Origin of the sequence: Pseudomonas sp. Irchel 3E13 (assembly GCF_900187455.1) — a bacterium.
GTDB lineage: Bacteria > Pseudomonadota > Gammaproteobacteria > Pseudomonadales > Pseudomonadaceae > Aquipseudomonas.
In genome coordinates this window covers 1-6,920 of sequence record NZ_FYDX01000035.1, presented here as the reverse complement: position 1 = coordinate 6,920, position 6,920 = coordinate 1, and the positions used below count along the sequence as shown (strand labels likewise).

At 58.0% G+C, this 6,920-nt stretch carries 3 protein-coding genes; 2 read left to right on the top strand and 1 reads right to left on the bottom strand.

Annotated elements, in window-relative coordinates:
- Positions 1-166 precede the first annotated feature (166 nt).
- Positions 167-685, bottom strand: coding sequence for a hypothetical protein (locus CKW37_RS32120; RefSeq protein WP_095160074.1), 519 nt, complete (start codon positions 683-685; stop codon positions 167-169).
- 234 nt (positions 686-919) lie between these two features.
- On the opposite strand from CKW37_RS32120, the gene CKW37_RS32115 reads away from it, so the two are divergent.
- Positions 920-3,319, top strand: a complete 2,400-nt coding sequence (locus CKW37_RS32115) for a hypothetical protein (protein WP_095160073.1) — start codon at positions 920-922, stop codon at positions 3,317-3,319.
- Between the two features lie 76 nt (positions 3,320-3,395).
- Entirely contained in the window at positions 3,396-6,713 is a 3,318-nt protein-coding gene (locus CKW37_RS32110) for a hypothetical protein (protein WP_095160072.1), read from the top strand.
- Positions 6,714-6,920 lie beyond the last annotated feature (207 nt).

Sequence of the window (6,920 nt, the reverse complement as noted above, 5' to 3'; positions counted from 1 at the left end):
ATCATTGCCCTCGAGTTCGGGCAGCGAGAGGCTGCAAGTGTATTGGCCGGTGCGCGGATCGACGCCGGTCTCGACGAAGCTGAGGAAATTGAAAGCATTGGAGTGGACGTTGGAGGACGTGGTCATGATGGCGTTCCTTCAGGTAGCAGAGGAGGGGACTGCCCGATCAATTGGGAACTGCGGAGCGTTTGATGGTGACGCACGACAGCTTTCCGTCGATTTGCCCGGCCACGAGTTTTTTCTCCATCCGTACACCGCCTGAGCCGGCGACGATAGTGCCAACGGGTGTTGTCGCAGCAATATCGAGTTTGAGTGGATTTTCGAATGTCAGGTTGTTTTTTACCGTCTTGAGATAGAAGTAAAAGTTCTGATCGATCTTGTCATTGCAGTCCGGGGTGTCATGAAATGAAATGACGGTCGCGGAAGGAGCGTTGAGTAATTTGAAATAGTAGATCTGGTCGTTTTCGCACGCCTCGGAGTCGTGGAAGTTATGCTCGCCCGTGACTAATTCGATAGAGCACGACAGGTTTCCCGGCACGCCGTCCTGTGGACCTTTTTTATAGAGTTCCAATGTTCCATTGCTGCGGACGTCGGCATGGGTAGGCAGCACTCCGGCGATCGCCAGGAGTAGCAAGAGTGCGCCCATGTAGAGCGATGACGCGGAAAATTTCTTGATGACTTGCATGGCAGTTACTCCGTTGTTTTGAAAAGAATTTCACGGGCAAAAGGCGATATCCCATGGCCGTGTTCGCAACTACGGTAGCACTGTGGCAATGGCAGCGAACCTAGCATTTTTGTCAGTAGGCGGCCCCTGGCAAGTGGCGTAGCGTGGTGAGCGTATTCATGTTCCGGCGGGTGCGGAAACGACCGGCTGAATAAGCCGATCCGTACAGGCAAGTCATAAACAAGGAGAACGACGATGAGTAATAGCAATCACAGTATCGATGAGTTGTTGGCTTGGCTGGACGGTAAATCCAGGACCTTCGGTCATGGCTGTGTTGTCGCCTATGATCAACGCAAGACCAATAAGTTATTGAGCCAGATATATATAGAGCGTTTCAATTCCACGAACGGTTACCTGCCGTTGATAAACCAGACGATGGATTCCGGCGATGCGTCCAAAGAATTCCTCAGCAATTTGAAATTGAGCGCACCCAAGCTGTTGTTCTCCAACGCTGATCTGGACGACTCCAGAGCTACCCTGACCATGGACTTCGTTGGCGGGTTGATCATGACCGTGCTGTACAGCGAAGGCGCGGCGGCGCGAATCAGCAGGATCCAGAAAATACTGCCCATTGGCGGGCCCCAATTGTCCATGGTTCTGGACCTGGAGCGGGTAAAGGGCGCTGTCGGCGATACCGGGCAGGTGGCGCTGAAAATCGCGGAGGGCAGGGAGTACAAGGCCAACTTTGTGCTGGGTGATATACCCCAGGAACAGGTGGGTGCCCAGTTCAAGCTGCTTTTCGAGGGTTTGCGCGATGATCAGAAAATCTTCCCACTGGGCACGCTGTCCGGCGACCTGAATGGTCCGCTGACGCCGGAGTCGTTCGAGATCCGCACCATGCCGGCACCGGGGGCCACGCGCAGGGGCGCGGATAACTATGGCCATGGCGCGGTGTTGTTGTTCGTTCGACTCAAAGGCGACGCCGACATTAGTTACCCAGGCTCTGGATCGGATTTCAAATACCCGATTCCGGCGGACAGGAATGGCAAGGAATACACCGGTACGGTATTGCTCTCCAGCAGAGTATTGTTCAATGATTTGATCGGGCCACATGCCGAGACAGATATTGGTCACGGCATCAAGTTCAAGTCTTATGCAGGGGGCAATGATCTCGCTTCGTCACTTCAGGCGACCGCAGGCGGATTGGTGTATAACGATTTTGAAATTTTTCGAAAAGTGGGCGATCGCGAAAATGTTCGCTTGATTGCTGATTACAACTTCGAGTTTTCCAAGGGGAAACCCTTTACCGTTCAGAAAAGTGGTGACGGACTAATCGCCGAATGGAATCCTCATTTGACCACTTCCTATTGGTTCAAAGAGGTCAAGGCTGACTGGTGGGATAACGAAAAAACAGGAACGCTCGAATGCGGTGCAAACACGAAAATTTCCATTAAGGCACGCCTGGACACCGATGGTGTGGTTGTTTTTGAAAGTGATCCGACGAGCAGGCTTGTCTGGATTTATACCAAGGTTGACCAAGAGCTGCGTGGGCTGACGTATTCAAATGGCGATGGGGATGATTATTTTACGTCGTCGCTTAAACATCAGCTCAGTGGTGAATTCGACATGTTTCTGAGCCGCATCACCGCGCCCAATGTCGACACGTTCCTGATTCGCAACTTGTTATTCCCAGGCCATAACGCCTTGCAACTTCACGACGTTTATGTACCTGGCGATCTTGCATTGTTCGGCCATATCGATCCGTTGCGCACCACGGTCGTGGTATCGCCGCTGCAGGTGACCCTTCTGCCAGGTGCAAGCCAGAAATTCACCCTCGACCCCGCGCCCAGCGATGCCAGCTGGAGTGTGCGTAGCACCGAACCGGGCGAAACCAACGCCGGCACCATCGATGCCAGCGGCGTGTACAAGGCACCAGCAGCGAGCTCCCTGAAGGAGGGGTCTATGACGGTAGTGGTGACCGGCAAAGGCAAGCTCGATGGTCAGGATGTCACCTCCTCGGCCCTGGTTTCGGTGATGGAACACACGATTACCGTGTCACCCATTTTCGAGATTTGCGAATCAGCAAAAGAGGTTGCGCTGACGGCCGGGATCATGGGCAGCGGCAATCCTGCCTGGTCGCTGAAGACCCCGGCACTGGGCGGCAAACTCAGCACAAACGCGGGTGGCGAGTGCGTGTATACCGCTGCGCCAGTCAGTTCGGATCGCGATGTGATGTACGTCGAGACTGTCCAGGTCAAGAACCCGACTGCAAACGACACGATCGAGGTTCAACTGCTGGTATTGAGACCCCTCTCGATCAATATGCCGGTGCTGGTCAGCGAGGACAGCAAACCGGAGACCGGCCAGGTGCAACTGCATGTGGGGAGCAAGAATGGCCCGGTCGTTCCGCCGCCCGGTGCCATATGCAAGTTGCTGGTCAGCGGGGGAGGCACGCTCAGCCCGACGGGCGTATTCAAAGAGCCGGCCAATGCCAAAGGCTTCGCCGTTATCTCGGTGGTCATCCCCGGCGACTTTAGCGATCACAACGGGTTCATCGTGTTGCCGTTGCCGCTGTCGGCCTACGCCGACATCTCTCGTCGGGCCAGTGACTCGATTCAGGCGCATGCCATGGCTGCTGCGCCAGACCTGCCTTGAGCGACCCGCGTTACACCATGGCTGCTGCCGTTGCTTGAACGGTGGCTGTGCTTTTACACCGACAGGATGAAATGAAATGTCTGATCAATCGCTCAATGGCTTACTGCAATCGATGCAGGGCAAATCCGTTACCCGTGGCTGGGACGCCATCGTTACCATGAACCGCGGCAAGGTCAATCAACTGCTGGAGCAGCAGTACATCTCCCAGTTCAACCAGAACAGCTTCCTGAAGCGCATCCACGGCAGTGTGCCGCTGACCAACGATGGTTATGAGGTGCTGGAACTGACCGGGCTATTGCTCAGCCAACCGCGGCTGTCGTTCGAAACCGCTTCAATGAGTGACTCCCGTGCCCACCTGACGATGGATATCGTCTCCGGCATGGTCGCCTACAAGCTCGAGGCGATAGCGGGTTTTCAGAGGCGGATCACGTCCAGTTTCGCGGTCACTGAGCAGCACCAGTTCACCCTGGTGATGGACGTGGACCTGGAGGCCGTGATCGGCTCCGTGGGCCAGAACGGCGAGGTCGTTCTCGACCTTGCCGAGGGATATAACTTCAGTTGCAATCTGGTGGACAACCCGCAGACGCAACAGGCACTGGGTAACTTTTTCCATGCGCTGTTCAAGCGCCAACCTGCCAGCGCCCGTCGCTATGTGCTGGGTATGCTGGATTTCGATCCCGACGACAAACTGGCGCCGCGCAACTTCGAGGTGCGTACCCAGGCCGCGCCGGGTGCGACGGTTGCAGGCTCGGACACTTATGGCGAGGGTGCGGTGGTGCTGTTCGTGCGTACCCGCGAGAGCCTCTTCGATGGCTCTACACCGGGTGACGACAGTAATTTCCGCTACCTGATCCCCGACGACCGCGAGGCCGGCTCGGGCAAGCCGCTGTATTCCGGGTCGTTGATCCTGGCCAGCCGTGTGCTATTCGACTGGTTCATTCAGGGCTACCTGGAACGTAATGTCGGTCGCGGCCTGTCGTTGTCGCACACCTCGGACTCCAACGATCTGGCACGTGGGCTGAAGGCACGGGCGGGTAACTGGACGTTGGACGATATCGCGGTCGAGCATTCTGGTGGCGGTTTCCACCAGACCGCGTCGAACAACGTGCCGCTGACCTTCGATTTCGCCAGCAGCGCAGCAGGCTCCCTGCCGTTCGAAGTCTCGGTGGTGGCTGGTGGACTGCTCAGGTTCGTCTGGAAAGGGGTGAATACCTTTTCCTTCTACTTCACCCGCAAGGAGTTGATGGGGAGTGAGAAGAAAGAGAACGCCAATGTTCGCTTCACCCACACGCTGGAGTTCTTCCTGAAGGCCAGTGTCGATCCGGCCACCAGTGTCGTGACCTTCGTCACGGCGCCCGGGGGCTCCAGCTCGGTCCTGGCGGAGAAAATCAGCGGTGATATCAACCTCTACATCAGCTTCAAGCATGCGTTCGAAGCGAGTCTGCAAGGCCTGATCGATAGCATGCACGGCCAACTCAAGGAGATCCGCCTGCCGGAGCTCGACCTGTTCGCCATCAACCACCTGCTGTTCCCTGAACAGAATGCGCTGCTGCTGACCCACGCCGCGGTGCCCGGCGATGTAGCGTTGTTCGGGCATATCAATCCGAAGCACACCGCACTGAAACTCGAGCCTTCCATCGTTCATGTGCTGGCCGGCACCACCCAACAGTTCGCGGTGCTCGGAGAGCAGTTCAAGGGCAAGGCGGGCAAGCTCACCTGGTCGGTGCGCAGTATCGATGGCAGCCGTTCCCAGGGCGACATCGACCAGAACGGCCGTTTCACCGCGCCGCCGCGCGAGCGCATGGTCGGCCAGGCAGTGCGCAATGTGATCACCGTCACCCTTGAGGACGCCGGCAGCGTCCTCAGCGCCTCGGCGCTGGTGGTGGTGGTGGCCGAATCCATGGTGGTGGTGCCGGGGATGGCGACCGTCGACCTGGGTCGGCCCGAGCCGATCACGGTGAAGGCCTCGAGCCTCAACGGCGGGACCATCAAGTGGACGTTGCGCAGCGGCCCCGGCTCATTGCAGGCCAATGGCAATCAGGCGGTTTACACGCCGCCGACCAGTATCGGCCAGCCAGTGATCGCGGCCCACATCGAGGCCGAGAACACTTCGGGCGGAGCGAAGGTCACGGCGACTGTATTGTTGCTGCAGTCGAATTTCGCCCTGGCGCTGGCACCGGTCTTCCATCCCGGTCTGCCACCGAGCGCATCGACGCGGGTGCGGCTGGCCGATGACGGATTGCCTTCCGAAAGGGTTCGCTGGTCGGTCACTGCCGGGGAGGGCACGGTCGATCCCGTGACGGGTGTCTTCACCGCGCCGGCCAGGATCACCATGCCTTACAGCGTGGTGCAGGCCACGGTGGAGGATGACTTCAGTAATTTCTACGGCTACAGCATCATCTATCAGTCCGAATACGCCAGCGAAGCGCGTTGGAACGAGTTACAGACGTTCGAACTCAAGGCGCTGTCTTCGCTGCAACTGTTCGCCAACGGCCAGCAGCAGGTCGAGGTAGAGATTGAAGTCGAGCCGAGTGAAGTCGATTTCGTTCCGGTGGAGGTGTCGGACACCGAGCTGAACAGCATCGTGCTGGTCAATGCGCACACCCTCGAACCGTTGCCTCGGGTTGACAGCGAAGGTGTACCGGTAGGCGACAACTGGGCCTACAACGAGCAGCACAATGATTACCTGTTCCACCCTAATGGCCTTGCCCGCGAGGAGGACGCCGGGACGCAGGGTATTCGCACCCGAAAACTCTATGTGCAGACCCGCGCGGGTTCGAAGACGACCATCGCCGCCATGCTGATCCGCGATGACCTGATGCCGTTCTACTCCAACCACGCCGGCAACGGAGCGCCTGCCACCATCGAACCGGTCCCGGTGCAGCCACCGAAATTCGACAGCAGCAGCTACAAGTTCGAGGCAACGCGGGTGGTGGGCGAGGATGACAATGACTACCACCTGGAAACCATCGACTACTACATCCTGCAACTGACCCATAACGGCGAAAACATTCCCTTCCGCCATATCGAGTTCGAAGAGCGCAGCGGCATGGTGCAGTGGGAGAGCCGCCAGTTCGAGGAAGACGTGGTCAGCTACACCGGTTACGCCTTGCGCGGCGACACGGAGTTGCGTTTCGACCAGGGCCTGTATGAACACATCCCCGGGGCGGTCCTGCCCGAGCTTGGCGTGGTGCCGGGCGAGGAATGTCCGGAGGGTGCGTTGTTGATCAGCCTGCACCGCAGCCAGTACTGGCGCTTTGACCTGGCTTGCGAAAGAACCTATGCCCGGCCGGTGAAGCTGCGCATCCTCGATGAGTACGGCAACCAACACCGTCTCCAGGTCAATTTCCGCGCGCCGAACAACCGTAACGAGTTGCGGGTCACCGTTCTCTGATCTGGCTGGCCCGATAACCGTGGCCCTGGCTCGATAGCCGGGGTCACGGTGTAATGATTGCCCTGCATGGAGTTCCTTGTTATGACCACGTCCTCCAACGTCCACTCCAATGCTTTCAACTTCCTCAGCTTCGTCGAAACCGGCGTCGATCCGCGCACCGGTCAATACACCTGCAGCCTCTCGCTGCCCGAGCTCGAGGGCAATGAC